The organism is Nocardia sp. NPDC003269, from assembly GCF_042888005.1.
Classification (GTDB): domain Bacteria; phylum Actinomycetota; class Actinomycetes; order Mycobacteriales; family Mycobacteriaceae; genus Nocardia.
Map to the genome: position 1 here is coordinate 233,662 of NZ_JBIAPA010000005.1, position 25,295 is coordinate 258,956.

Consider the following 25,295-nt stretch of genomic DNA (forward strand, 5'->3'; position numbering starts at 1 on the left):
CGGAATTCGTACCGGCAGTACGTTCTGCCGAACACCGCAGCGAAGGAGAAGGTCCGTGCCGGATGCCCTGGCTCAACTCACCGCGACACTCGGCGCCCCACCACCCCCGGAATTCGCGAACCTCACCCCCGAGCAGCTGACGGTCCTCGACACCTACGTCCGCGCCGCGTTCGACACCCGCCGCGCCGCCCTCGACGACGCCGTCAACTCCGGCATGCGCCTGATCCCCCGCCTCGCCCGCCCCGCGGTGAAGAAGGTGCTCGGCCTGTGACCACCACCCACCACAGCACCGCCGAGATCGCCAAGCTCGCCCGCGTCCTCGACCGCCGCGACTCCACCGACCTCGACTTCCTGGCCGACCTCCCACCCGAGGCACTGCGCCGGTTCCGCGACCAGATCACCACCACCATCGCCGACCGCGAGTCCCGCCGCATGCAACGCATCGGCGCCGCCGCCAAACTCATCCCCGCGCCCATCGCCGCCAAGATCACCGAAGCCGCCTTCGGCCCCGTCCTGGCCGCCGCGATCGCCGGCTCGGTAGACCCCGCCCGCGCCGTAGCCATCGCCGGCGCCCTCTCCCCCACCTTCCTCGCCGACGCCACCGTCACCCTCGACCCCCGCCGCGCCACCGCCCTCATCGCCGAAGTCCCCGACCGCATGGCCGCCGCCACCGCCCGCGAACTCATCGCCCGCGGCGACTACCTCACCATGGGCCGCCTGGCCGGCGCCGTCCCCGACCAGGTCCTGCGCGCCGCCCTCCCCCACGCCGCCGACATCGACCTCCTCCACGTCGGCTACTACCTCGAGAACACCGACGCCGCCGACCGCCTCCTCACCATCGTCACCGACCGCATCCCCGGCATGATCCGCGCCACCGCCGCCGAAAACCAGTGGCCCGAAGCCATCGCCCTCCTCGACCTCCTGGGCCCCACCGAACGCTCCCACCTGGGCAATGTCGTCGCCGATCAAGCCCCCGAAATCCTCGACGCCCTACTCACCGCCGTCACCGAGCTCGACGCCTGGGACACCCTCCTCCCGGTAGCCGCGGGCATGGAATCCACCGCCCTGCAACGTCTCGTCGAACGCCCACTCATGCAGGACCCGGCCGTCCTCACCGGCGTCGTCGACCTCGCGCTCACCCACGATCTCTGGCTCGACCTGCTCCCCCTCGCCCAACACTTGTCACCAGCCCAGCTCCACACCGTCGCCGCCCGAATCTCCGCGGAACCCGACGACGCACTCACCGCGCTCATCGAGCAGGCCCACACCGGCGACCACTGGGACATCCTCATCCCCGTAGCACTGGCCTTCGACGAACCCGACCGCCGCCGCTTCGCCGCCCTCCCCGTCATGCACCGCCCGGACACCTTGTCGGCCGCCGTCACCACGGCCGCCGCCCACAACCTCTGGTCCGCGGCCCTCCCCCTCGTCGACGCCCTCCCGCCCCACACCCACGACCACCTCGCCACCACCATCGCCACCCTTACCACCCCCGACTTCCATGCCGCCCTCACCGCGACCCCCGCCGCCGGCGCCACCAACACCCTGATCCGCATCGTCCTCCGCCAGGCCCCCGCCGCCCGAACCCGCTCACTCACCCTACTCGCCGACTTCGACGACCTCGAGTCCCTGGTCACTTCGTTCACGACCACCGACCCAGAAATGTGGAAGTCCGTGGCGGCCATCAACTCCGACCTCCCTCCCCGACTCCGCACTCTCCTCGCACCCCAAGCAGCCCGCTGCGGACACAGCGACATCGCCAACGCCCTGTCGACCTGACCCACCGCCGAACCGCGGTCACCACGCCCGACCGCGGTTCCCCACTACCATCCGCGCCATGCACCCCATAGGCAGCCGAAAGCGCAACCAACCCGCCCCGCCCCACGCCGTCTACGCCGCGCTGACAAACCCGGACCGCGACCCGACCCGCCCCTGGCTGATCCTGCTCCCCGACGAGCAACGCCCGACCATCCTCGAGCACAACGATCCCGACCTCGTCATCTGGAGCTCACTGTGGCCGAAACACCCCACGGCCCGTATCCGTTTCGACCTCCCCACGGACGGCCGAGGCGGCACAGACCTCCGCTGGACCCTCTACATCGACACTCCGAACCTCGACGACTCCGCGATCGGTCACCTTCGCTACCGCCTGAACACCTTGATCAACGCTAACCTTCGATACTCGTTCGGCCAATGAGTCGAGATACGTTGCGTACCTGGTGAAGTCGGCGGGCGCCACGCATAAACTACGCAGACCGTGATGTGGTCGGTCCTCGTCTGCACTGAGCACCTGCCCAGCGATCCCGAATCGTTCCGCTCCACAGCCCACCACGAGTCGGGACGTAGAGATCGCGCAGCAACGGGTCCGCCTCGATCCGAGCAACCGTGTCCGCATCAGGCGGGTACGGCCGAGCACGCACCACCCACTCCCGCCGCAATTCCGGAACACACACCTGAATCTCGTCGAACTCCCACGTCTTCCGCCCGGACCAATCCATCTGTTCCGGTTGGTCCTGAAACCCAGCCGCGTAGCCGAGATACTCGTTCCACACCGCGTACGAAGTCGCCAGCGACACCTCCGCAGGCACATCAAGCTTCAACAACCACCGACCGTGTGCCCATTCATGGTCACCGAGCAACATGCTCGCCGATGACCGAACAGCCCCACGCCGCCACGCCCGCCCGGGCCAGCACCACACCGGCGGCGCCCCACCACAGTCGATTCCCCGCCGCCCCATCTCTGCCACCATGTCGGCGTACGCACCACGCCAGTTGCCGACCACCAGATCCCAGTCGGCGCGATAGACGCCAGCGTGACGCAATATCGCGACAACTTCCGGCGCCTGCAACGTCCAAAGCCTCACCGCTGAACCATATCGGTGTGCTTAGCAACCAGACCGGGCTGATGACCAGGCGCATCAACAAGCCATAACGACTCACCCTTCGAACACCGCCGGCCCGCCGCCTCTGAAGACGCTGCCGAATCCAGCAGGCCTTATCCCCAGTCCCGTCGCCCACGAGGCCCTAGTCGCTGGCAGCCTCCGATCGAACGCGCCCCGTTCACCTCACGCCGTCCCGACGTATCAACTATGTTGGGAGACAACGGGTTAGCTTCGGCAACGAACGCCCAGACCAGGGTTCTAGGGGGAAACCATGGCCAATATCCGACGTGAGCGCCGCCTGCGGGCCGCCGAACAGGCACTCGCCGAACAGGCCCACCTGAGTTCGCCGGAACGTCGAGTTCTCACGGGCATTCTCGCCACCGAGGGCTGGCATCTGCTGGCCCGCCTGGGAACTCGACGGCCCGCCCACCCGACCGCCTTCGCGATCGGTCCCACCGGCGTCTTCGCGATAGTGTTCGCCGCTACCGCCCCCGATGCCTCCGAGCTCAGCGATCTGCGCAAGCACGCCGAAGAACCACTCGTGCGACTTTCTGCCGCCGACTTCCGATTCGTCCCGCACATGGTCGAGATCGTCGTCGTGCTCCCCGGCCGAATTCGTGCCGAATCCGATGGCCGCATCCACGTCGTCGACGAAGCCGCCTTGCTCGACACCCTGATCCGGCGCGAGCGACGGTTCAAGCCGGCCCGCTCCGCCCAACTCGCGGCGTCGAGCGTCGACAAGTTCATCCGCCTGCACCTCGATCTACCGACCGCCGACGAGTCCACCGACCTCGCAGGCCTTTTCACCGAAACCGACCTCAATGAAGCCGAACGCGCTGCGGCTCTCGCCCGCCCGTTCAGCGATTGGATGACCTTTCTCGACCCGGCCCAGCTCACTCTGGTGCAGACCACCTTCACCGGTCCCGCTCGCATCAGCGGACCGGCCGGCACCGGTAAGTCCGTCGTGGCATTGCACCGCATGGCCCACTGGGCCAAACGCCATCCGGGCCGCCTCCTGTTCACCACCTTCGTCAAAACCCTTCCCACCTTCCACGAACGCGGCTTCGCCCGCTTGGCACCTAGGGCGGTGGATCGCGCAGTCTTCACTGGTTTGCACGCCTGGACCGTCAAATTCCTTGGCGAGCGGGGCGTGTCGTTCAATCTCGACGAGAAGGCTGTCGACGCCGCGCTCGCCGACGTCTGGCGCGGCGCTCGCCACACTTTGGACAAAGTCGAAGGCACCGACTTCGGCTATTGGCACGACGAGATCGACCGTGTCATCAAGGGCCGCGGCCTGCCGAGCGTCGAGGCATACAAGCAGGTGCAGCGACGAGGCCGGGAGGGAATCAGCCTCCATGGAAACCGCCGCGAATTCGTCTGGAAAAACTGGTACGAGCCTTACCAGCACGGCCTCGCGACCCGCGGCGCCCACGACTACAACGACCTCATCTCGCTCGCCATCGAAGAACTCCGTGCGCGCCCACTCACCGAGCGTGAGAGTTTCGACCTGGTGGTCGTCGACGAAGTCCAGGACTTCACCCTCTGCCAACTCCAGCTCGTCTACGAAATTGCCGGCGCCAGACCGGATTCCCTGCTCCTGCTGGTCGGTGACGGCCAGCAGGAGGTCTACGCCGGCGGCTGCACACTCTCCGAGGCGGGCATTCCGCTGCTCGGCGGCCGCGGCCGCGTCCTGCGCACCAACTACCGCAACCGAGCCGCGATCCTCGACTACGCCCGACGCATCGAAGCCTCCGACACCGTCGACGACCTCGACGGCGGCACCGGCGTCGTGCTGCGCGACAGCGACTCCACCCTCCCCGACGGTGAAGTCGTCGAGGAGCACCTCACCCGCTACCAAGCAGAGTCAGCCCTGCCCAGGGCGATCCAGGCCGCGAACCTGACCGGCGCAGACATCGCCGTGATCGTCCCGTACCGCAGCTACATCAGCCGCTACCTGACCATCCTCCGCCGAGCAGGCTTCCCCGCCATCCCCTTGGAACACTACGACGGCACCCAAACCACCGACATCAAGGTCGGCACCATCCACCGCGCCAAGGGCATGGACTTCACCGCCGTCTTCCTCCTCACCAAACAACCCCCAACCAACCTCGCCGATCTCACCCCCGCCGCCCGCGACCAGGCCGAACTTCAAGCCCGCCAGCACTTGGTAGCCGCCAGCCGAGCCCGCGACTACCTCTGGGTGGGTGTGCTCACCGATTGATAGACCGGGGCGCGGCTCGAACAGCAGCCGACCGTCCGTCGTCTTTGTCATGGTTGATCAGTTCGAGGTGAGCTCGCGGCGCCGATCTCGTCCGGGCGAACTTCCCAAGCCATCCAGGTCACCCGGCGACCATCTCCACCGCTACATTTTCGCGTGCGCATGGTGCGATAGGCTGGCGCCGGTTCGAAGAGGGGTTCATGTTTCGTCCGTATCACGTTGCCGTACAAGACAGCTCGACCTACAGGGCGGGCCACGTTGCCAGCTGGACTTATGCGGTGACAGCATGACCGATCTCATCATCGACTTCGGCTGCCTGACCGGATTCCAGCTGGACCTCGAGGATGCTGGTACGTCGCTGGCGTCGAACACCGCACGGCTGCTACCCGCAGTAGCGCTGCCGACCGGAGCATCCGGGATCATCGCCACACTGGCACCAGCGTTCGAGAAGTTCCGCAGCGCGATTTCGGCGGCGCAACAAACGGATCTGACGGCCATCAGCACGCTCCGCACGAACTTGGCTACGGCCGCGGCCGAATTCGAGTCCACAGACGATGCCACGGCGGCCGATCTCTCGAAGATCGCGCCAGGGGATTCCAACACCGCGACCGGCACCGACACCACCGTGAAGCGCTTCGGAGGACTGCAATTACCCACCCTCCTGGACACGCCGGAGGAGGTGTACACGGTCCGCGCGGTCGTGGTCAGCGCGATCGAACAGTTGTCCGGGTACGACGAAGCATTGAGTGCGGCGATCGGCATGAAGCCCGCCGCGGACTACCTGGCACCGTTGGAGGCCGATTGGGAGGCACTGCAGGCGATCAGCAGGCGCATCGGCAGCCTCAGCATCAACGACTATGTCGTGTCGCAGAACCTCAGCGAGGGCACACGATGGTTACAGAACAGTTGGCAGGGAGACGCAGCTGGCGCCTTCGGGTCGAGCGCATCCACGCTTTCTCAAACGGCCACCGGACGAAGTGACGACCTGAACGCCGTGTCGAAGATCGTCGAGAACGGCGGCATATGCCTCGAACGCCTGGTCTACAACCAGGCAATGGCATTGACCAGCGGGATCATGCAATCGATGAGCTTCCTCGGCTTCAACCTCCCGCTCGGACACTGGGCACAGTTGATCGACAGCCCCCTTCAAGAATCGATCAAACAGGAGATATCGTCGGCAGTCGACACGTTGAGGAAGTCCGCGGACGCCCGAAGAGACGCTATAGCCACGCTCGTCGGATACCTTTCGACCGCAGCGGATTACACCCCGGGCCGGACGATTCCTGCGATAAATGTCAACGAATTCGAGGCGCCCGAGAAAGTAGTCGTGGACTTGGGTGTCGCACGCTTCGGATTCGGTGACAACGTATGGTGGGAGAACAGCATTGAAACCGCCCCCTGATCCAACGAAGCAGAATCCGGCAGCGTACGGATCCAGGACCAGCTTCGGGGACAAAACCAAGGCTCGGATCTACAAGACTGTCGACGCGCCGACCGCGATGGGAGTCTTCGACTTCTACGACTACGACTTTTCGACAGCATTGCTGGCGTTCTACCTGTCCAACCCCGGACCGACCTCCGACTATTCGATCCAGAACGACCACTTCCAGAAGGTCGTCGCGACAGCCGACGTGCAGTCCAAGGTCACCGAGGCCTTGGTCTCGATCACCGAACAAGCCCGCCGCGATCCGCAGCTCGGCGTGTTGCGCGAGTTGACATCGGACTGGCTGCCGGCAGGCCCCACCGAGGACGGCGACGTGGCCTACGGCATCGGCCACTTCTCGGTTGCGGTCGGAAGTGACACCGTCGTCAGAGAGTCCGCCGATGGTCTGCGCGCAGAAATAGCCTACAAGGTATACGTCTGGGACTACTACAATTTCGACACCACAACTTGGCAGCCGTTTGGAAATCTGAAGTTGAACATGGCGAACGAGATCGGGAATCATATGCGCGAACTGGAGGAATTCGGGTGGGCTCGCAGCTTCGTAGCCAGAGGCCAATCAGCGTCGGTCGAAACACGAAACCAGCTGCTGTGACTGCCCATGCGCGCCACACGACTCTACGAATCGTCGCCCTGGGTTCGATTCTTGCATTCATAGCCGGCTGCTCGAGCGATAAAGCAGATCTACGGTCGATGGCCGCCTGTGGAAAATTGGTGTTCCCGGCCGGCACCGAGCTCCGCGAATACCGGGAAGAGTCATTCTTCACCGATCGGATAGCGACAGCGATCATCGAAATGCACTCGGACAAGATCGCCGAGTTCAAGCGCGAATCGGCACTGGACCGGTTCGAACCCAATGTGCCGGACTCCTGGAAGCAATACTGGAGCGACGCCGACACCCTCGGTTCCAGCACAGGAAACGAGCACTCTGTTGAACCGAACCGGGCCGACGCCAGATGGGTGGTGATTCATGACCTCGGAACAGGCACCCACCGGGTGTTCCTCCGAGCTGCCTGCTGACCGGGCTCCCGAGGCCCAGCCGGAGAAAGCAATGGCGTTCAGCTTGGGCAAAGCGATGGCAGTGCTGAATGCGACCCTCCAGGCGGTGAGCGGGATAGCCGTCGGATGGTTCGCCGGAATTCGGGCCATTCCCGCTATCGCGAAGCGGCTGAGACGGTTACTCGGACTGACCGATGATGCCGGTCTGTTCGCGTCGATCGGCTATTGGTCCATCATCGGTGCACTGTTCGCCGCGCTTGCGGCGGCCGCGATCGCACTCGCTACCTACAGGAAGACGCGCTGGTTCGGCGCGGCGGCGACGGCCTCACTAACACTTGCCGGGCTGCTGCTTGCGGCGTTTCTCGTCGTGTTCTCAGCCTGAAGATCTCGACCCGCCTGGTCATATCCTCGACCACGACCTGGTGAGCAGCGCACTCACCCCGACCGAATCCGCAAACTCCTCGTGGCCCGAACCGCGACCGGTGGGCGGAGGAAATCTCGGAAACACGGGCGCGCGAACCGTCACGCTGACCGAATCCGACCGCCTGCCGACACCGCCCTCCCCGTGCGGTGATCCGCGCTTCCCTTCGAAAGCGTTCCGCGAGCTCGGCGGCTTCGGCCACCGAGCTCGGGTGCGTGTGCTGTATGAGTTTGATGGCCACTTCACGACCGAGGACAGTGTCGTAACCGCGCCACGCCGAGCCCATACCGCCGGAGCTGATCTCGTCGATCAGTTCGTAGCACAAGCCGATCCGTGTCCGCACCATCGGTTACTCCGCCTCGACTCCCCTGATCTGCGATGCCAGCTCGATCACGCGCCGATCCTGCTCACCGTAGCGAATCGCCATTTGACCGTGGAGCCGTTGAAGTCGCTGCAGCGCTGTCCGCACATCACCCGATCGCGCCTCACACCGTGCCAGCCTGGTCTGGCAGTGCAGCACCTGCGGATCGTAGGGACCCAGCGCAGCCGTCAGCTCCTCGACCAGGCTTCGATACGCCGGTGCGGCGTCGCGATCATGGCCGCTGTCGAACTGCAGGTCCGCCAGCCCGATCCGGGCGCTGACCACATCCGCGTCCGCATCCCCGAGCTCAGGCACCACGGCATCGATGACAGTGCGCAGCTGATGCGCCACATCGTCCCGTTCCCCGGGATTCACCAGCACCCTGGTCTGTTCCATGACCCGGCGAAGACTGTCCCGGCTGGCCTTCGGGGCGTCGGCCGGTAGCTCCGTGATCACGGGACTGTCCGCGGGGGCAGCCGCCACGATCTCCGGCTCGGGCGGGTTCCCGGGGTAGCCGACGGCAATCGCCCGCGCATACATCCCGGCAGGTCCGTGCCGATCATCGACCTGGGCCAGCTCGCCGAACCCGGTGGCGTGCCGAAGCAGCCGATCGTGGACAGCCGACGCATCCGCTGGTCGCAGCGTGGGCGACTTCGCCAGCATGTCCATGATCAGCTCGGCCAGATCGGCGGGCACGTCGCGACGCAGTGCGCCGATCTCGGCCGCCGGACGATGAATCTGGTTCTGCCAGATGACAAAGGGCGTGACCCCGGTCATCACCCGCCTGCCGGTGAGCAGTTCGTGCAGTACCAGCCCGAGCGCATACAGGTCGGTCTGGGGCAGAACCTGCTTGCCCTCGATCTGTTCGGGCGCCATGAACGCAGGGGTTCCGAGGGTGTTACCGGTGGTCGTGTAGCGGGTGACGTCTGCATCCAGGACGACCGCCAACCCGAAGTCCAGCACTTTCACGGTTCCGTCGGCGCACAGCATCAGATTCGGCGGTTTCAGATCGCGATGAAAGATGTTGTCCCGGTGCGCGGCAGCGAGCACAGCGGCGGTCTGCGCGCCGAGCGCCGCGACCACACCGACCGGCAGCGGACCGTGTTCGGCGAGCACGTCGTCGAAGGTGATGCCGTCGATGAACTCCATGACGAGATAGGGTCGTTCGCTCTCGCCTGATCCGAGGCCGATGTCGTAGATCGCGGGCAACCCCGGATGGCGCAGTCCCGCCATCAGCTTGGCTTCCCGGAAGAACCGCTTCGTCCAGCCCGGTTCGCCGTCCAGACTCGGCTGGGTGAACTTCACGGCGACCCGCCGCTCGAGGTGCCGGTCGAACCCCTCGTACACCTGCCCCATCCCGCCGGCGCCGATCTGACCGATGAGCTCGTAGCGCCCTCCGACAACCTGCGGTTGCACGGCCATCCCTCCGTCACTCCCGATGGCTCCCACCCGCCCTCATGCGATGCGGGCACACCGACTGTTCCAATCCTCGCATGTACCCGTCGCATCGGACCCCCGCATGCTAAGCACAGACATCTTCAACTGAATCGTTTGACATTGATTTCAACTACAACGAATTGTGTGCATAGTTCATCTAGAGAGCAAGGACAACCTATGCGTACCCTCTCCGCCCTGCTGGCTGCCGGCGCGACCGCTCTCACCCTCACCGCCGCCGCTCCCAGCACCGGTTCCGCCGGCGGCTCGTCGAGCGAGAGCGGCGGCGCACGCAGCGCTGCCGATCGGCGATTCCTGCGTGGGTCGAACCACGACGACGAGGACTGCGACGTGCAGAATGCCGCCATCCGGCGGACACGGTCGGAATGCCGATGGCTCGACGCACACGGCAACTCCGCAGCCAACCAGATCGGGCTCGCCGAGAGCACCCGCGACGCCTTGAAATACCCCTAAACGTTCCTCGCCGCAGCGATCGAGGCCTACTGCCCGCAACACACCCTCTGACGAAACAGCCGGGATCCCCCCGGCGATGCTTCTCACGGGCCGCCTGGCAGCTACTGTTGCTGCCAGGGAAACAAGGGGTGACGCCATCGCGCAGGCGGTGCGGGTCGACGAGAACAGGACTGTGCGTATATGAACGAGGGTCGGTGGACACCAGTCACCGAGTCGAGTTTCGAGCACGAGCGGCGGGGGCTCGAGGCGATCCGGACGCGATTGCCGGATGTCGACCCGTGGTTCGCGTGGTCCAACTTCACCTTCACCGCCAAGACCGGCCATGTGCGCGAAGTCGATCTGCTTGTGATAGCGCCCAACGGCGTGCACATGATCGAGCTCAAGGACTGGAGTGGCCGGCTCACCTCATCCGGCGGCGATTGGGTCCAGACCACGATCCGCGGCGATCGTCGCTTCCATCGCAGTCCGCTGCATCTGGTCAACCAGAAGAGCAAGGAGCTGGCCGGTCTCCTCGGCGAGCACGGCGCCCGGGTGTTCGTCGGAGCGGCGGTCTGCCTGACCAACGCGAGCCTGAAATTCGATCTCCCGACCGGTGACCGCGCCAACACGCACACGATCAAGGAATTGATCGACCGCCTCAACGCCCCGGTTCGTGACGCCCGGCACACCATCTCTCTGGACAAGGCCCGCTCGATCAAGAAGGCGCTCGAGCAGGTCGGCATCGGGCGCAGCGATGCCGATTTCGTCATCGGCGCCTACCAGCTCGAACGCAAACCGCTCGACACCGGCCCGACGTGGCAGGACTACCTCGCCACGCATACCGAACTGCGCAAGCAGGTCCGGGTCCGCTTGTATCTGCGCGAACGCGGCTCCGACGAACAAGCCCGCAGGTCGGTCGACGCGGCCGCCCAGCGGGAGGCCCATGTGCTGAGCCGCTTCGGGCATCGGGGGGTGGTGCAGCTCGAGAATTTCGAGCCGTCGGCGCATGTCGCAGGCCCCGCTCTGATCTTCCGCTACCACCCCGAGACCCTGCGCCTCGACGCCTATCTCACCCGCCACGGCGACACCCTGGATATCGGTCACCGGGTGCGGCTGGTGCGCCAGCTCGCCGAGACGTTGCGGTCGGCGCATTCAGCCCGCCTCTATCACCGCGCGCTCGCCGCGCGGTCGATCCACGTCATTCCCCGTTCCGGCAAGGACGAGACCGAACGGTGGCGGGAGCCGCTGCTACAGATCTCGGATTGGCAGGTGGCGACGCAGCGCCCGGGTGGAACCGCCTCGCCCATGACCCGCAATCACGCACCCACCGTACTGTCGGCCCAGCACCTGCGGTCCAGCTCGAATGCCTATCTCGCCCCCGAGGTCACGGCCCCCGCCCCCGACCCCATCACCATGGATGTCTACGGGCTCGGCATGCTCACCTACCTGATCACCACGGGCAAGGCGCCCGCGGGTTCGCAGGCCGAGCTGCTGGCGCGTTTCGAATCGGGTGAGGAGCTGCGCCCGAGCGCGCTGGCCGACAATGTGCCCTGGGATGTGGATCTGCTGGTCGCCGCGGCGACCGATTTCCAGCCGTCCAAGCGGCTGGGTTCCATGGAGGAATTCCTCGAACTGCTCGAGTCGGCGGAGAAGGCGCTCGACGCGCCGGACGACGACGAACCCGAAGTTCCGGACAAGGATCCGCTCGACGCCGTGCCCGGTGATGTGCTCGCCGGTCGCTGGAAGGTCGTGCGCCGTCTCGGCACCGGCTCCACCAGCCGCGCACTGCTGGTGGAGGACGAGCAGTCCACCACCGCCAAGCCCGGCACCAAATCCTATGTGGTGCTCAAGGTCGCGCTCTCCGACGATCGCGCCGAGATCCTCGAACGCGAAGCGGCGGTGCTGCGTGGGTTGCGCCGCGACTCTGGTGTAATCGGCCTCGTCGATCCCGAACTGCTGACGCTCGCCGGACGCACCACCCTGGTGCTCGAGTATGTCGGCAACGAGCAGGGCTTGGATTCGGAGTCCAAGCAGCGCACCGAGGAGACGGTCGCCCGCGAGCTCCGTGACAACGGCCGGCTGCAGGTCGGCAGGCTGGAAACCTACAGTGACTACCTGTTCGGCGCCCTCGATTTCCTCGAGGGTGAGGGCGTGTGGCACCGAGACCTCAAGCCGGACAATATCGCGATTCGCGTACGCCCCAACCGCACCCGCGAACTGGTCCTCATCGATTTCTCGCTCGCCGGCTACCCGGTGCGCAACACCGATGCGGGCACCGACGGCTACCTCGACCCGTTCATCGGCACACTGACCCGCGGCGTCTACGACGCGCATGCCGAACGCTATGCCATGGCTGTCACCCTGCACGAGATGGCATCGGGTGAACTGCCCTGCTGGGGCGACGGAAGCATGCTGCCGCAACAGCTCGACGCCACCGAGTGGCCCTACCCGAAGATCGCCGCGGATGCCTTCGATCCCTCGGTCCGCGACGGCCTGGTCTCGTTCTTCCGCAAAGCCCTGCACCGCCAGGTGGCGCAACGCTTCTCGGATCTCAAGCCGATGCGTGATGCGTGGCGCAAGATCTTCCTCGACATGTCCCGCGCGGTGCCGTCCCGCCCGCTGAGCTCCCACCCGATCCCACCGCCGAGTGATCTCGACACCCCCGCTCCCGAGGATCAGCGCCGCCAGATCGCCGATGAGGCGACTCTCGAGACCCACCTCTCGCAGGCCGGCCTCACCGCCGCGACCGAACAGTTCCTGTACGGGCTCGGGGTGAACACCGTCGGCGAGTTTCTCGAGTACGGCCGCGGCAAGCTGATCAACGCCCCTGGTCTGGGTGTTCGGTCCCGCCGGGAGATCCAGGAACGACTCAAGGAGTGGGGCAATCGGCTCGGCCGTGCGGAGGCCGCCCCGCTCGCACCGCAGGCCCGGCAAGAGGCCAAGGACGAACTCGACACCGCCACAGCCGATCTCAGCGACGGCCTGCTGCACACTCTCAGTCTCGACACCCTGGCCACCCGGTTCGTCCCGGAGCGGAACAACAACGGCAGCAATGCCACCAAGGTCGACGCGGTCACCCGCCTGCTCCGTATCCCCGGCGCGGGCGATCTTCCCGAACTCGACAGCTGGCCCACCCAGACGAGAGTCGCCGAGACTCTCGGCCTGACCTCGGCCCGGGTTACCCAGCTACTCAAGGCCCAGCGCAAGCTGTGGAAAGAGGACCCCGCGGTGCAGTCATTGCGCACGCAGGTCCTCGAACTGCTGGCCGGTTTCGGCCGGGTGGCCGCCGCGACCGAACTCGCCGACGCTCTCCTCGTGCTGCGTGGTTCTGCTGTGCAGACCCGTGCGGAGCGCCGCGCTCTCGGCATGGCCGCGGTGCGCGTGGTCGCCGAGGTAGAACAGCTCGTCCCCGATGAGGCCAGGCTGCTGGTCGCGCAGCGCCGCGAGTCCGGCGCCGACCCGGTGGTCGTGCTGGCGCTGGAAGTCGACGACGACACCGACCCCAGCACCCCTGGCGCCCAGGGTCTGACGAATTACGCCCTGCGCCTGGGCAAGTCCGCCGACGCCCTGGCGGCACTGGAAACCCTGCCGACCGCCGCCACCGTCCTGGACCGGCTCGGCGCCGTCGAACCACCACCGGGCTCGGCGACCCTGGACGAACGCCGCCTCGTCCAGGTAGCCGTGGCGGCCTCCCACAACGCCGCCGTCACTCCCCGCCTGGAGATCTATCCGCGCGACCTCCCCCTGGTCCGCGCCGTCCGCCTCGCCCAGGCAGGTCTGCTGTCCCTGACCCCCGGCGTGCCCATGTCTCACCAAACGGGCCTGGCCCCGGAAACCGTCATCGACCGTATCCTGGCCCGCTTCCCCGAACTCCCGGTCCCCGGCGGCGTCCGCAAACAGCACACCCCCGAACTCACCAAAGCACTCCGCGAAGCCGGGTTCACCCTGACAGTGGCCACCCACCCGGTCACCCGCACGCCCCGGTATCTCCCCGACCGCAACGACACCGAATCCAGCTTCACCGCCCACTCCCGCCGCTGGTCGACCAATACCGGCACCAACACTGCAACGGGCACCTACGCCGACGACCCCGATATCGCCAGCGCCGCCCGCGCCGAAGAACTCCTCACCGGAGCCGCCCGCCGCGACGGCTTCCGCGTACTCACCGCCCCCATCACACCGGTCGGCAAGAACCGAGCCACCACGGTGGAGATCCTGCGTGACCGCTTCGGCGCCCGCCCCATGTCGGCCACCGCCCTGTTTCTGGCGACCATGCACGAACAGGTCCCCCCTAACACCAAGCCGACCTGGGACACCATTTTGCGCGCCGATGTCGCCGAACCGGGTTCACGTGGCGCACTGAAGTTCTCGGAGTACGCCCGCACGGCATGGGGCCGCATGGAAGCCGAAATCGCCGCCAATATCGCAGGCGACGGCCCCCTCCTGCTCACCGACACCCTGGTCTTCGCCCGCTACGACGCCATGGACGTCCTCAGCCGCCTCGCCGAACAGGCCCGCCGCGGCAGAGGCGGCCTCTGGCTCATGTGCCCGCAGGCAGACCCGACCCGCCATCCGCACCTGGGTACGACCGCTGTCCCCTACCAGTCCGCCCTCAACGAGTGGATCTGCCTGCCAGACACGTGGATCCGCAACCGCCACCGCCCCACCGAACCCGCATCAGGAGCCACCGCATGATCGACCGCACCGCACTGCTCTCCGATCTGAAGAAGCAGGTCACCGCGGTCGAGAAGGACCTCACCGACCAGCTCCGCGCCCTACCCGAGGTGAAAGCGCGCCTGGTCGCCGAATACTCCCAGGCCCGCAAACTCAACCGCACCGCCGCCACCGAATCCGCCTGGCTGGGCGAACGCGTCACCCAGGTAGCCGTGGCCTGGGTTCTCGGCACGGTCTTCGTCCGCTTCTGCGAAGACAACCACCTCATCCCCGACCCCTACCTCACCGGCCCGAGCAACGACCGCCGCGACCTGGCCCACGCCCGCTACGACTCCTACGTCGAATCCGACCCCGACCCCACCTACCGCGGCTGGCTCGAAACTGCCTTCGCCGAACTCGGCACCGGCCAAGCGGGCAAACTCCTCTTCGACCCCGCCCGCAACCCCCTGTACCAAATCCCCGTCTCCCACGAAGGCGCCCGCGGCCTCATCGAATTCTGGCGCAGCCGCGACGAGCACGGCGTCTTGATCCACAACTTCACCGACCCCCTCGACGAAGACGGCATCAACGGCTGGGACACCCGCTTCCTCGGCGACCTCTACCAGGACCTCTCCGAGGACATCCGCAAGAACTACGCACTCCTGCAAACCCCGGAGTTCGTCGAAGAATTCATCCTCGACCGCACCCTCACTCCTGCCATCAACGAGTTCGGTTACGCCGCAATCAAACTCATCGACCCGACCTGCGGCTCAGGCCACTTCGTCCTCGGCGCGTTCAAACGTTTGAACTCCCTCTGGGCTGACAACCGCCCGACCATGGACCGGCACGAAAGAGTCCGCGCCGCACTGGAATCCGTGCACGGTGTCGACATCAACCCCTTCGCCATCGCGATCGCGCGCTTCCGGCTCCTCGTCGCTGCGATGGCCGCCGCCAACATCCGCACCCTCAACGAGGCCGCCCGCTACGACTGGCCGATCAAACTCGCCATCGGCGACTCCCTCATAAAGGCGCGCCAGCTCGAGCTCACCTTCGACGGCGAACAGAACGATCCCCTTGCCGAACACTCTTACGCCACCGAAGACGTCCAAGACTACCCAAACATCTTGAAGCCAGGACGCTATCACACAGTCGTTGGAAATCCACCCTATATTGAGGTTAAGGACAGAGGCCTAAAGGACCTGTATCGAGAACTTTACGATGCATGCTTTGGACTATACGTACTATCGGTACCATTCGCGCAAAGGTTCTTTGAACTGGCCAAACAGGGCGACAAGCAAGGCAATGGCTACGGCAGGGTGGGGCAGATTACAGCTAACTCCTTTATGAAGCGGGAATTCGGGTCTACACTCATCGAGGATTTTTTCGCGAAGCAGGTGGAACTTACCGAGGTAATCGATACATCTGGAGCATACATTCCAGGACACGCCACCCCCACCATCATTCTTATAGGAATTTGTAGATCAGGAAATGGTCGCACGTCGACCATCAGGACAGTACGCAGCGTGCAAGGCGAGCCAGCAACTCCAAGAGATCCAAGACATGGCGTCGTCTGGCGTTCAATTGTAGAGAACATCGACAAACCCGGCCATCTAGGGCACTGGATTTCCGTAGAGGATCTTGATCGGGGAAAATACTTCGCCAAACAACCCTGGATCCTCCTCGACGGCGGCCTAGAAATGATCGAGATCCTCAACGGACGCAAAGCATGCCCGCTTGGCGATAGGGTCAAAAGAATTGGATTCTTCGGCGACTCACACGCCGATGACGCATTCAATCTAGCTAATACGCACGCCACCCGACTGCTGTCGGATGAACTCCGTCTTGTAAGCAGCTTCAGGGGCGACCAAACTAGGGACTGGCATTTCACTGGTCGCGACATCACGGTGTTCCCATACGATTCGAAGCACGAAATAGCCACCGCGTCAGAGCTGTCCGAGGCATTCCTCCGTCACTTCTGGAGAATCAGGACCCCACTCTGGAATCGGACAGTCGGAACAGGTAAGACCTACTATCAGACAGGGCGCCCGTGGTGGGCATGGCATCAGTTGCCGAAGGATGAGGATACACATCCGTGGACGATCGCCTATGGAGAAATTACAACCCACAATCACTTCGTCCTTGACCGAGACAAGAACGCATACAATCGGACATCACCGATTATCAAGCTTCCCGCAACCTCTCAAGATTCTGATTATCTTGCGCTTCTAGGGATACTTAACAGTTCTGCAGCCTGCTTTTGGTTGAAGTTGGTGTGCTTCGACAAAGGCAACGGAGGGATAGGTGGCGGGATATCCGACGAATTCTGGGAACACCGATTCGTCTTCAACTCCAGCAACCTGAAGCAGCTCCCGCTGCCAGCTGCCGAACCAATCGAGATCAGCACGAAGTTGGATGCGCTTTCACGCGAACTGATGTCAGCTTCGCCAGCAGCAATTATCGCCGATAATACTCCCAACGCCCCCCTGATGCAGTCCGGGAAGCAGAGATGGGAGTGCATCCGGGCGCAGATGATCACGCTGCAGGAAGAACTGGACTGGCAAGTGTACTCACTTTACGGACTTTCCGAAGATCTTCGAACACCCGCAGAAGATCTACCGACGCTCGCGCTGGGTGAACGCGCATTCGAGTTAGCACTCGCTGACAGAATCAATAATGGCGAAGAGATCAGCGCGTGGTTCGAACGCCATGGAACCGAACCAACGAATCAGATCCCCCAAAGTTGGCCGCGTTCCTACCAGAAAGTTGTCCAACGTCGAATCGACACAATACTAACAAACCGCGCGATCGGCATGATCGAGCGTCCGGAATACAAGCGTCGCTGGTCCACAGAAAGTTGGGACAGCCTACTGTCCAAATCTCTTCGCGCTTGGCTCCTTGACCGCATAGAGTCAGGGGACCTGTGGTCAGATTTTAACGGACAACCGCAGATCCTCACCCTTTCCCGCCTGACCGATCGTCTCGCGTCCGACAAGGATTTCGTCTCCGTAGCTAGCTTGTATTCTCCACGAACCGAATTCGCCAAGCTCGTTGTGAACCTCCTGACGGATGAGCATGTCCCAGGACTTGCGGCGCTGCGTTACAAGCCCTCTGGTCTCACGAAGCACAGTAACTGGGAACACGTGTGGGATCTTCAGCGTCAAGAAGACGCCATGCCGGAAGGAGCCGACAAAATCGCGTTCCGCAAAACGGTCCCTCTGCCTCCCAAATACACTAGGGCTGACTTTCTACGGCCGTCTTTCTGGTCCGCGCGAGGCAGCCTCGATGTGCCCAAGGAACGCTTCATCTCCTACGGCACAACCAACGCAGCAACCCCCGACCTCTACGGCTGGGCCGGTTGGGATCACCGCGAGCAGGCCATGGCCATCGCCATCTACCTCGCCGAACACAGCCTCACCACCGAGGAGATCACCCCGTTCCTGGCCGCTCTCCTCGAACTCCAGCCCTGGCTCGATCAGTGGCACAGCGAGGTCGACCCCAACTACGGCATCGCCCCGTCGACCTTCCTGTCGGGTGACCGCCGCGACCGCCAAGCCGAGCACGGTCTCACCGACGACGATCTGCGCAACTGGCGACCGCAACCCGCACCGCGTGGTCGCCGCACCACTGCACGCACTGCAAAGAAGAAGGCCGCCGAGGCCGAGGGGGACGACAACTAATGAACCAGCATCCGCTGCTGCGTGAGCTCATCGAGATCAAGGAGAATCCCTCCGGGTCGGACTATGTGCTCACCCTCTCCGAAGCGGTGACCGAGGCGGGATCGACGAAGGCGGTCGCGGACTATGTGCTCACCGATCGGCTGCTCGGCAACTTCGACGAAGCGCTGGCGCTGATCAAATCCGCGCTGGACGGGAACACGTCCAAGCCCGCTTTCCTGCACGGTTCGTTCGGTGCCGGTAAATCGCACTTCATGGCGGTGCTGTACGCGCTGCTGTCCGGTAATCAGGTGGCACGCGCCAAAACCGAGTTCGACCCGGTGCTCACCAAACACGAGTGGCTGATCACCGAGAACAAGAAGTTCTTGATGGTCCCCTACCACATGATCGACGCCAAATCGATGGAGCAGCGGGTCCTCGGCGAGTACGTCGAGTTCGTGCGGGCCAAGCACCCGGATGCGTCGGTGCCGCCCGTGTATCGCACCGATGCGCTGTTCACCGATCTGCGGTCGCTGCGGGAACGGATGGGTGAGGAGTCGTTCCTCGCCGCGCTCAACGGCGACCATGCCGGCGATGAGGACGACGAGTGGGGTGATACGACCGCATTCTGGACCACCGACAAGGTCGACCGTGCGCTCGTCGCCGAGGAGGCCCACGACGGTCGCCCCATCGACCATGTGAATCCCACGACCGATGCCGGTCTGCGCGCCAAACTCGTCAACGACGTGAGCATCGGGCTGCTGCCGGGATTCACCCGGCGAGCCTCCGAGGACGAAAGCGGATTCGTCTCGCTCGACGCGGGGCTCAGTGTGATTGCCGCGCATGCGAAGTCGCTCGGCTACGACGGGATCATCCTGTTCCTCGACGAGCTGATCCTGTGGCTGGCCAGCTTGATCCACGACGAGCAGAAGGTCGCCCGTGAGGCCAGCAAGATCACCAACTTGCGCGAAGGTGGTGATGCGCGGCGGGCGATTCCGATCATCTCGTTCATCGCCCGGCAGCGTGACCTGCGGGAGCTGGTCGGCGAGGAACTGGCAGGCGCGGCGGAATCGACGATTCAGGACGCGTTGAACCATGCTTCTGGCCGGTTCGATCTCATCAGTCTCGAAGACCGCAACCTGCCGCAGATCGCCCGCGCCCGGCTGCTGAAGCCGCGTGACGCCGCCGCGTCCGCGCAGATCGATGCCGCGTTCGAGCAGACCAAGAAGCTCAGTTCCCGGGTGTGGGACACCCTGCTCGGCTCGGACGAGACGACCACCGGCGCCGACGAAGCCTCGTTCCGGCTCAGCTACCCGTTCTCGCCGGCGTTCCTCGACACCCTCGTGCACATTTCGGCCGCGCTGCAGCGCTCCCGCACCGGCCTGAAACTCATGAGCCAGCTGCTCGCCGACCACCGCAACGAACTGCGCCTCGGTGACCTGGTGCCGCTGGGCGACCTCTATGAGCAGCTGACCCGCGGCGGTGACCGCCCGTTCGTCGCCGACAAGAAGGTCCTCTTCGACGCCGCCGACAAGCTCTACCGGACCCGGCTGCGCCCCTATCTGCTCAGCACCTGCGAAGTCACCGAAGACGATATCGACACCTATCTCAACCGGCGCGAGACGATCACCGATCCCAAGCGGCTCGGCAACTGCGCCAAGTTCGTCGGCCACAACCGACTCGCCTGCACCGTGCTGCTCGCCGCCTTAGCCCCCACCGTGCCTGCCCTGCGGGAACTGACCATCCGCCGGCTGACCGCGCTAAATCACGGTTCGATCCGGTCGATGATCCCCGGCCGCGAAGAAGCGTTGACCATCGACATCGTGCGGGAATGGGCGGGCCGGTTCCCGGAGATCAAGATGGTCGGCACCGAGACCAATCCTGGTGTGCGGCTGGAGATCTCCGGTGTCGACGTAGAGTCGGTGATCGCGAACGCGCAGGTCAACGACAATCCGGCGAACCGGCTCGCGCTCGCCCGCGACCTGCTCGCCGAGGAGTTCGGACTCGACCGGGCCAACGGCCGATTCGACGCCGACGAGCTGCGCTTCACCTGGCGTGGCTCGAATCGGGTCGCCGAAGTGGTGTTCGGCAATGTCAGCGACGAGGATTCACTGCCCAACCACGAGTTGCAGCCTGCCATCGAGGGTCGTTGGCGGATCGTGCTGGATCTGCCCTACGACGAAGGGTTACACGGCCCGGTCGAAGACGCCGACCGCATCCGGAAACTGCGCGAAACCCAGGGCGACAACCACCCCCGCACCGTCGCCTGGCTGCCGACGCATCTGACCAAACCCCGCTGGGAGGAATTCCGGCGGCTGCTGGTGGTCACCAAGGCACTCGCCGACCCCTACCGCTTCAACACCCAGTACGCCCAGCATCTCAATCCGGACAACCGGGCGACGGCCAAGCAGCTCCTGGAATCCCAGCGCGAAACCTTGCGCGGCCAGGTACTCGCCTGGTTCAAGCAGGCCTACGGCCTGGCCGAACGCAAACCGAACGACGTCACCACCGATCTGGATCGCCTGTTCCACCCGCTACCCGACATCGACAACCTGACGGTGTCGATCGGGCAGACCTTCTACAACGCGATCCGCACCCTGGCAGGCAAACTGCTGGCCCACCAGTACCCCGATCACCCCAACCTCGACCAGGAAGGTACCGGCACCGCCGTCAAGCCGATCGAGGCGAAAACTGTGCTGCAGCATGTGAAAGGCGCGGCGGAGGCCCGCGACGGCCGCTTCGAAGTGCCTGCCAAGGACCGGCCGCTCATGCGCCGCATCGCCGAACCGCTCAGCTTGGGCAACCAGAAGGAAGCCTATTTCGAGCTGTCCAAGCGCTGGGCCGACCACTTCCGCAAGTACGCGCAAAACGACGGTCACACCGGTGACCTGTCGGTGATCTCCCTCGGCGACTGGATCGACAGGCCACAGCCGCGCGGGCTCGAATCCCACATCGCCAACCTGGTCATCGCGTCCTTCGCCGAAATGGACGACCGGATCTGGGTCCGCGGCGGCGTGCCGATCGATACACCGGACCTGACCAAACTCGCACCTGGCGACGCCCTCCGTGCACAGCCACTGCCCAGCGAATCGGACTGGGACACAGCACGTAACCGGTTCGAGGTCCTCTTCGGTGAGAAGGCACCGACGCTGCTCCGCGGTGGGCAAGTACAGCACTTCGCCCGCCAGATCACCGCCGCGGCGACGCGTTTCCAGGATCCGGCGTCGAGGCTGGTCGACCAGCTCGAGGAACACGCGGAGTTCCTCCGCCTCGACGACACCGAACCAGGCGGCAGGCTCGCGCTCGCCCGGCGCTCACTCGACCTGCTGTCGGGATTGCTCAGCGCGAGCGGTGGTGGATCGGCAGGTGCCAAGAAGACTGTGGAAGCACTGGCGGGTGCCGATCTGGGCGCGGTGAACGCCGACCGGTATGCCACCTCGATCACCGCTGCGGACAAGGTGATTCGGGCGATGACCCACGCACCGTGGAAGAACCTCGAAACCGCTCAGTTCCTGGGACCGGAGGGCACGGCGCTGCTGGAGTCGCTGCGCACCGTTGCCCGCGCGGACCAGCGATCAGCAGATCTGGCCGAGTCGCTGGCGCAGACCGCGCAGAAGGTGACCGAGCTGACCACGCGGCGCCTGCGTGAGGAAGAAGCACGCAGACGCGCGCAGGAAACTGCCCAGCCCACCCCCGCTCCGGTGGCGCCCGAACCCTCCCCTGCCACCCAACGCGCCGACCAAGTCGACCTCGGCACGACCACCAGCGTCCCACCGGTATCACCCGATCGATCTGTACGTACAACGGCTCGGCGCCGGGTGGGTATTCAGACCACGACCGCGCGCGAGGCTGTCGCAGCGTTCGCGGCGGAACTGGCCGAACTGGCCGAACTGGAACCAGGAGCCACCGTCGAAGTCTCCTGGAAGGTCGTCGAATGACCTCGACCACCTCGGCCGGTGCGCTGCGGCTGTCGAGATCGACGGTCGCGCAGTACCTCTCCTCCCACGGCCAGATCGCCAAACTCACCGCCGCACCCGGTGCCCCGGTGACGGTGCTGCTGCGCGGTGAACCGGTGTGGGAGGGCGACTCGATCCTCTCCCTCGGAGACGGCCGTCGAATCGAGGTCGCGGTGGCGGCGTCGCCCCTGGCGGTGCACGAGGAGATCCTCGGTCACGCTCGCAAGATCGACCCCGATCCGCGCGTGCTGGTCCTGGTGACCACTGTCGACGACCACGATGTCGACCCAGCGATCCTCGTTCGCGCCTACGGCAACCGCATCCGCACGGTGGATCAGTGGGAGATCGTGCGGGAGTCTTTCGGCGCCACCGGCATCGACACCAGGCTCAAGCAGCAACGCTGGGCCTGCGAGGCGCTGCTGGATGCCGCGGGAGCACGCGGTTGGCCGACCACCATGGCAGGCGGCGTGTTGTCCCGCGTGCCCGCGCTGGCCGCGCTCACCGCCCGCAGACTGCAGATCCCGACCGACTCTGACCGGATCGACCCGTACACCCTCCTCACGTGGACGTTGTCACCCGGCGGCCCGCAGCTCCTGCTCGACCTTCGTGTTCCGGAGCGCGACGGGATCACCGAATTCCTCAGCGAGAATGAGCAATCCGGTGCGGCCGGTTCGGTCGTGACTGCCCTCGCCCGCACAGGGCACGCTGCCGAAGCCATCGCCTACGGACTCGTCTGCGCGGCGCTGTGGACACACGCACGGCCGGATAGCACCGTGTACCAGGCGCGGGGACGGGTCGAACGATGGCTGGGTGATCACCCACCTGCACAGGCGCAAGCACTGGATGCGCTGCTCAGTACCTTCGGCCGGACCTGCGAGCAGTATGTGACCGTGCTGCTCGACAAGGCTCACGCGGACGCTGATCCGGATGACGAGGTCGACGAACCGACCCGCACTGCACGGCAGACGAAGGCCGCGATTCTGCTCCAAGCAGATCAGCTGGTCCGCCAGTTCGGCGCCGGAGACGCCGCAACATACAGCCCGCTTCTCCCCGCCGGACTGGCTGCACGTTTCGCCGCCGCCGGGCATGCACTCGACCGGGGCCACTCCGCGGAGATAGATCGGACCGTCACCGCAGTCCGGGAACACCGGCTCGCGCCCGACGCGCGGGTGCGGATCAGCCGTCTCCGCATGGCGCAGCGGCTCACCCGCTGGCTGCGGACCGAGCCGGACCCGACAGTGGAGGACAGCGTCGCGGCGGCCCTCGAACGCCAGATGCACGACACAGCATGGGCCGATCGCGCGCTGGACTACCTTGATGCCGGTGGTGACGACGAACCCACCTTGCGAATGGCCTACGCCGCCATCGCCGAGCGCGCACGGACCATCCGTCGCGAGTTCGACCGGGAGTTCGCCAAAAACCTTGCCGTGTGGACGGATTCGGGCATACCCCCCAAGACCATTCTGACCGTCGAGACCTTCCTGCACCGCGTCGTGCGTCCGCTGGCCGCCGACCACCGGGTACTGCTGATCGTCGTCGACGGCATGAGCGCCGCCATCGCCACCGAACTGGCCGGCGAACTGCGCAGCAGTTTCTCCGAATTCGATCCACTGCCGGGGACCAGCGCACCGATGCGTCGGTGCATGGCCGCCGCCCTACCCAGCCTGACCACGGTGTCGCGCACCTCGCTGTTCGCCGGCAAGCTCATGAAAGGCGACCAGAAGACCGAGAAGAAACTCTTCCCCGAGCACTCGTTCTGGGGTGCGCGACGCGCGGAGGTATTCCACAAGGACAACCTGCGCAGCAAGGCAGGAGACCGTTTCGGCCCCGACCTGTCCCGCGCGCTCGCCAACCCCGACTGCCATGTCGCCGTGGTGCTCAACACCATCGACGACAGGCTCGGCAAGGAAGCCAAACTCGACGACTCCGGCTGGGAGGCCCGCGAGATCGGTGACCTGCAGGCACTGGTCTCCGTAGCGACCGCACAGGGTATGGTCGTGCTGATCACCAGCGATCACGGACACGTCATCGACCGCAACGGAATTGCCGTCACCGCCACCGGCGTCGCCTCCGCACGTCATCGAGTCCCGGCCGGTGACTTCGATCGTCGCAGCGAAGCCGAGATCCCCCTACACGGCCCCCGCGTGGTGTGGCCGGAACCCGGCGCATCGATCGTTGCCCTGTGGGACAACGATTCCCGCTACACCACGCAAAAGGCCGGCTACCACGGTGGTGCGGCACTCGCCGAAATCACCATCCCGGTCCTGGCATTCCTCCCCTTCGGCGCCCTTCCGCCAGGTGGTTGGCGCGAACTGGGTGACCAGCGCCCGAGCTGGTGGCGCGATCCCACCGATATTCTCCCGACCCCAACCCCGGCTCCGGCTGTAACCGCGAGGAAGATTGCAACCGCGGTCTCCCGCAAAGCCGCCGAGAAGACCAGCGACCAGATCACCCTCGATATTGCACTCCCGGAACCGGATCCGATGGCCGCGCCCGCGAACCCGACCGACTCACTCGTGACCGGACTCCTCGCCTCGGCGGTCTTCGAGGCACAGCTCGAACAGCTCGCCAGGAAACCCGCCGCGACGAAACTGGAGAAAGCGATCCGAGCACTGATGGACGGCCCGCAGTCGACGACCGCACTGGCGCAGCGGGTCGGCGACCCGGTGACACGCGGTAGCGGTTTCGCGGCGATTCTCGGTCAGCTGCTGAACGTGGACGGAGTACAGGTGCTGGAGACCATGCAGGACGGGCGGACCCTGCGTCTGCACGTCGGACTGCTGCGGGCGCAGTTCGGGCTGCCCTGACGTGAGTCAGGGGACAC

At 65.2% G+C, this 25,295-nt stretch carries 15 protein-coding genes; 13 read left to right on the forward strand and 2 right to left on the reverse strand.

The annotated features are described in order from the left end of the window. Positions 1-55 precede the first annotated feature (55 nt). The 3 genes from ACFYWJ_RS32410 to ACFYWJ_RS32420 are packed head-to-tail and all read left to right on the forward strand — an operon-like array spanning position 56 to position 2,197. On the forward strand, positions 56-271 hold the full coding sequence (locus ACFYWJ_RS32410) for a hypothetical protein (protein WP_355279847.1): 216 nt from the start codon (positions 56-58) through the stop codon (positions 269-271). Continuing rightward, positions 268-1,779, forward strand: a complete 1,512-nt coding sequence (locus ACFYWJ_RS32415; protein WP_355279844.1) for a hypothetical protein — start codon at positions 268-270, stop codon at positions 1,777-1,779. Before ACFYWJ_RS32410 ends, ACFYWJ_RS32415 begins: the two co-directional genes overlap by 4 nt. A gap of 58 nt (positions 1,780-1,837) precedes the next feature. After that, on the forward strand, positions 1,838-2,197 hold the full coding sequence (locus ACFYWJ_RS32420) for a hypothetical protein (RefSeq protein ID WP_355279841.1): 360 nt from the start codon (positions 1,838-1,840) through the stop codon (positions 2,195-2,197). 49 nt (positions 2,198-2,246) lie between these two features. Here the strand turns inward: ACFYWJ_RS32420 and ACFYWJ_RS32425 are convergent, their stop codons facing one another. After that, complete coding sequence (locus ACFYWJ_RS32425) at positions 2,247-2,864, reverse strand: hypothetical protein (protein ID WP_355279838.1); 618 nt, start codon at positions 2,862-2,864, stop codon at positions 2,247-2,249. A 289-nt stretch (positions 2,865-3,153) separates the two neighbouring features. On the opposite strand from ACFYWJ_RS32425, the gene ACFYWJ_RS32430 reads away from it, so the two are divergent. The 5 genes from ACFYWJ_RS32430 (at position 3,154) to ACFYWJ_RS32450 (ending at position 7,922) form a co-directional block, all read left to right on the forward strand. After that, positions 3,154-5,103: a UvrD-helicase domain-containing protein gene (locus tag ACFYWJ_RS32430; protein ID WP_355279836.1), complete on the forward strand. Its 1,950-nt coding sequence runs from the start codon at positions 3,154-3,156 to the stop codon at positions 5,101-5,103. 283 nt (positions 5,104-5,386) lie between these two features. Next, on the forward strand, positions 5,387-6,502 hold the full coding sequence (locus ACFYWJ_RS32435) for a hypothetical protein (protein WP_355279833.1): 1,116 nt from the start codon (positions 5,387-5,389) through the stop codon (positions 6,500-6,502). Further along, positions 6,486-7,136, forward strand: coding sequence for a hypothetical protein (locus ACFYWJ_RS32440; RefSeq protein ID WP_355279832.1), 651 nt, complete (start codon positions 6,486-6,488; stop codon positions 7,134-7,136). The genes ACFYWJ_RS32435 and ACFYWJ_RS32440 overlap by 17 nt, the downstream gene beginning before the upstream one ends. Next, positions 7,133-7,561 carry a hypothetical protein gene (locus ACFYWJ_RS32445; RefSeq protein ID WP_355279831.1) on the forward strand — a complete coding sequence of 143 codons (429 nt, stop codon included), beginning with the start codon at positions 7,133-7,135 and terminating at the stop codon, positions 7,559-7,561. Before ACFYWJ_RS32440 ends, ACFYWJ_RS32445 begins: the two co-directional genes overlap by 4 nt. A gap of 31 nt (positions 7,562-7,592) precedes the next feature. Next, positions 7,593-7,922 (forward strand): hypothetical protein, encoded by a 330-nt coding sequence (locus ACFYWJ_RS32450; RefSeq protein ID WP_387163597.1) that lies wholly within the window; start codon positions 7,593-7,595, stop codon positions 7,920-7,922. Positions 7,923-8,310: 388 nt separating this feature from the next. Here the strand turns inward: ACFYWJ_RS32450 and ACFYWJ_RS32455 are convergent, their stop codons facing one another. Beyond that, a complete protein-coding gene (locus tag ACFYWJ_RS32455; RefSeq protein WP_355279826.1) occupies positions 8,311-9,744 on the reverse strand; it encodes a serine/threonine-protein kinase in 1,434 nt (477 codons plus the stop codon). Between the two features lie 192 nt (positions 9,745-9,936). Here ACFYWJ_RS32455 and ACFYWJ_RS32460 point away from each other — a divergent pair, with 192 nt between their 5' ends. The 5 genes from ACFYWJ_RS32460 (at position 9,937) to pglZ (ending at position 25,278) form a co-directional block, all read left to right on the forward strand. Further along, entirely contained in the window at positions 9,937-10,230 is a 294-nt protein-coding gene (locus ACFYWJ_RS32460) for a hypothetical protein (protein ID WP_355279823.1), read from the forward strand. 180 nt (positions 10,231-10,410) lie between these two features. Continuing rightward, complete coding sequence (gene pglW / locus ACFYWJ_RS32465) at positions 10,411-14,904, forward strand: BREX system serine/threonine kinase PglW (protein WP_355279820.1); 4,494 nt, start codon at positions 10,411-10,413, stop codon at positions 14,902-14,904. Then, positions 14,901-18,539, forward strand: coding sequence for a BREX-2 system adenine-specific DNA-methyltransferase PglX (gene pglX, locus ACFYWJ_RS32470; RefSeq protein WP_355279817.1), 3,639 nt, complete (start codon positions 14,901-14,903; stop codon positions 18,537-18,539). The genes pglW and pglX overlap by 4 nt, the downstream gene beginning before the upstream one ends. Then, positions 18,539-22,453: a phage resistance protein gene (locus tag ACFYWJ_RS32475; protein ID WP_355279814.1), complete on the forward strand. Its 3,915-nt coding sequence runs from the start codon at positions 18,539-18,541 to the stop codon at positions 22,451-22,453. The genes pglX and ACFYWJ_RS32475 overlap by 1 nt, the downstream gene beginning before the upstream one ends. Further along, a complete protein-coding gene (pglZ, locus tag ACFYWJ_RS32480) occupies positions 22,450-25,278 on the forward strand; it encodes a BREX-2 system phosphatase PglZ (RefSeq protein ID WP_355279811.1) in 2,829 nt (942 codons plus the stop codon). Before ACFYWJ_RS32475 ends, pglZ begins: the two co-directional genes overlap by 4 nt. The last annotated feature ends 17 nt before the right edge of the window (positions 25,279-25,295 follow it).

Excerpts from the sequence above, each read along its gene's own strand:
- ACFYWJ_RS32420 (WP_355279841.1), top strand. The coding sequence starts at position 1,838 with ATGCACCCCATAGGCAGCCGAAAGCGCAACCAACCCGCCCCGCCCCAC.
- ACFYWJ_RS32430 (WP_355279836.1), top strand. The coding sequence starts at position 3,154 with ATGGCCAATATCCGACGTGAGCGCCGCCTGCGGGCCGCCGAACAGGCA.
- ACFYWJ_RS32435 (WP_355279833.1), top strand. The coding sequence starts at position 5,387 with ATGACCGATCTCATCATCGACTTCGGCTGCCTGACCGGATTCCAGCTG.
- ACFYWJ_RS32450 (WP_387163597.1), top strand. The coding sequence starts at position 7,593 with ATGGCGTTCAGCTTGGGCAAAGCGATGGCAGTGCTGAATGCGACCCTC.
- ACFYWJ_RS32455 (WP_355279826.1), bottom strand. The coding sequence starts at position 9,744 with ATGGCCGTGCAACCGCAGGTTGTCGGAGGGCGCTACGAGCTCATCGGT.
- ACFYWJ_RS32460 (WP_355279823.1), top strand. The coding sequence starts at position 9,937 with ATGCGTACCCTCTCCGCCCTGCTGGCTGCCGGCGCGACCGCTCTCACC.
- pglW (WP_355279820.1), top strand. The coding sequence starts at position 10,411 with ATGAACGAGGGTCGGTGGACACCAGTCACCGAGTCGAGTTTCGAGCAC.
- pglX (WP_355279817.1), top strand. The coding sequence starts at position 14,901 with ATGATCGACCGCACCGCACTGCTCTCCGATCTGAAGAAGCAGGTCACC.
- ACFYWJ_RS32475 (WP_355279814.1), top strand. The coding sequence starts at position 18,539 with ATGAACCAGCATCCGCTGCTGCGTGAGCTCATCGAGATCAAGGAGAAT.
- pglZ (WP_355279811.1), top strand. The coding sequence starts at position 22,450 with ATGACCTCGACCACCTCGGCCGGTGCGCTGCGGCTGTCGAGATCGACG.